Here is a 2,313-nt window from a genome sequence, read left to right on the forward strand (position 1 = left end):
CTGCCGTAGCGGCCCTGTCCGCCGGCCGCCACCGCGCGCAGCCAATGCTGGTGCGGGGTGGTCGCGGTCGGCAGCGGCCAGGAGCCCGGCTGGCTTCCGAAAGCGGCAGCCGATAAAGTCGCCTCGAGCATGGGACGAGTATCACTCACGCTCGGCGATTAAAATCTCGTGGTCGATAAGTTACGGCAGCATTAATCGCCGGCTGACGTTCTCAGAATTGTACTTTCCGGGCCGCCCGCCGCTGAACTGCGGAATTCTTTGATCAGCCCACGTCGTGAGACACATTGGTGGCCGTACAGTTACCGTCCGCACGTGAACGCGACGTTAAATAGATAGCCCACGACGGCTATCCGGTTGTGAACCGGGCAGTTGACTGGATTTCCGAAGCTTGGCTACGTTGATTGCCGAGAGTAGTCACCGGTGATCGCTCGAAACAGTTGCACGACTCATGCGTTCGCAACCTGGCCCAGTGATGGGCGTGCAGAGAGGGATTTCAAATGCCACAGCCGGAGCAACTACCGGGGCCCAATGCCGATATCTGGGAATGGCAACTGCAAGGTCTTTGCCGGGGCGTCGATTCGTCGGTGTTTTTTCATCCCGACGGTGAGCGGGGCCGCGCTCGGATGCAACGTGAGCGGCGCGCCAAGGACATGTGCCGTCGCTGCCCCGTGATCGAGCAGTGCCGCTCCCACGCGCTAGAGGTCGGCGAGCCCTACGGCATCTGGGGTGGCTTGTCCGAGACGGAGCGCGACCTGCTGCTCAAGCGTGACATCGGCCGCACCCGCGGCATCCGTCGCAGCGCCTGACTGCACGACAAAACCGCAGAAGCCCCCACCCGTCAGGACCTGATTGCGTCCAATCTGCTCGGGCGGGCGTTGTTCTCCCCGCACTTCGAGGCCGAACAGCCGAACATGGCCAGGTTCATCTTCCTCGACTCCGCGCACCGCAACACGCCGACGGCAAACCGTCAGGCACACACAAGAAATGATGGCGACGCGGGCCCGCGCCGGTTATTCGCGCATCCTGCACGAGCAGTGGCCCCCAAGTGGGCACGCCGACCGACGGCGATCTGACCGCTTACGTCTCGAATTTAAAGAAACGAACAGTTCGGATCGGCACGACAGCTGCGGTATGGGTTGGCGCTCGGCCGCTTCGGCGGAAAAGCCTATCCTCTAACGTTAGCTTCGCTAACGTAGAGAACAGAATGTCTGAGGATCAGCAGAGACCGTCCGAATTGAGGTCTCCCCCACTCGCTGATGTGGCGCAAGCTCTCAGCGACGTCGCTCGGTCGCTGGAGGCTGAACCCGACCTGCAGCACGTGGTCGAGGGCATCGTTGCGTCGGTCACCGATACGGTCCCCGGCGCCGAACAGGCTGGGGTGTCGCTTCGCGAAGACAAGGTTTTGCGGACCGTCGCCGCGACCAGTGATCTGGTGAAACGACTCAACACCATTGAGCACGAACTCAACGAGGGCCCCTGCGTGCAGGCGCTACTCGATCATCGCAGTTACCGGATCGACGACATGTCACAGGACACTCGGTGGCCCTGGTTTGCCGCGGCCGCCGAAGCTCACGGTGTTCGTTCGATGCTCGGATATCGGCTCTTCACCAGCGGTCGAAACCTGGGGGCGTTAGATCTGTACTCCTCGAAACGGAACGCGTTCAACGCTGACTCCGAAGTCGTCGGGGAGTTGTTCGCCGCACATGCCGCGATCGCCCTGATCGGGTCCACTCAGCAGGCCGAATGGCACAGAGCGCTCTCGTCTCGCGACACCATCGGGATGGCCAAAGGAATCTTGATGCACCGCGAACGCATCACCGATGAGCAGGCCTTCAATCTGCTCGTCTCCACGTCGCAAAAAGCCAACATCAAAATCCACGACCTCGCTATCTGGTTAGTGGACAGCGCCAACAAAGCGCGCCGACCCGACTAACCTACGAGCGTCTGATACGAAAGACTCGCTACAGGTCAACCGCCCGCACCCGCAGAAATCGCGGCAGTCCTCGGAAGTGAACACCGTGAGCCGTAACCGGATAGTCGTCGTTCCCTGGGGGCGGTCGGCCGCGTGCGTTCGCGCGACAGGGCGCGGCGCGCCGCTTGTGCTCGCCACGGTCGTGTTCGCACTCACCGGTTGTACAAAGCCACCAGCGTCGTCAAGCACGATGCTGGTGGGCGGCTCAACCGCAACGACGGTGGCCGCGACCGGGCCGGCGACAGCAGCCGCGATGGACGATCCTTCGGCGGCCGCTACTGCGACCGTGCCCGCGGGCGCGCAACCGCGGCTGGCGTCAGATCCCACGCAGCTGGCCAACG

At 62.7% G+C, this 2,313-nt stretch carries 2 protein-coding genes and 1 pseudogene; 2 read left to right on the forward strand and 1 reads right to left on the reverse strand.

Features of this window, described 5'->3' with window-relative positions:
- Positions 1-131: pseudogene (locus WA317_RS14305) on the reverse strand (hypothetical protein); the annotation flags it as partial.
- A gap of 366 nt (positions 132-497) precedes the next feature.
- Between WA317_RS14305 and WA317_RS14310 the strand changes: the two are divergent.
- Both WA317_RS14310 and WA317_RS14315 read left to right on the forward strand, forming a co-directional pair.
- A complete protein-coding gene (locus WA317_RS14310; RefSeq protein ID WP_425173660.1) occupies positions 498-806 on the forward strand; it encodes a WhiB family transcriptional regulator in 309 nt (102 codons plus the stop codon).
- Positions 807-1,258: 452 nt separating this feature from the next.
- Positions 1,259-1,933, forward strand: a complete 675-nt coding sequence (locus tag WA317_RS14315; protein WP_425173661.1) for a GAF and ANTAR domain-containing protein — start codon at positions 1,259-1,261, stop codon at positions 1,931-1,933.
- The last annotated feature ends 380 nt before the right edge of the window (positions 1,934-2,313 follow it).

The sequence above is a fragment of the Mycobacterium sp. genome (genome assembly GCF_049802695.1).
Lineage (GTDB): Bacteria > Actinomycetota > Actinomycetes > Mycobacteriales > Mycobacteriaceae > Mycobacterium.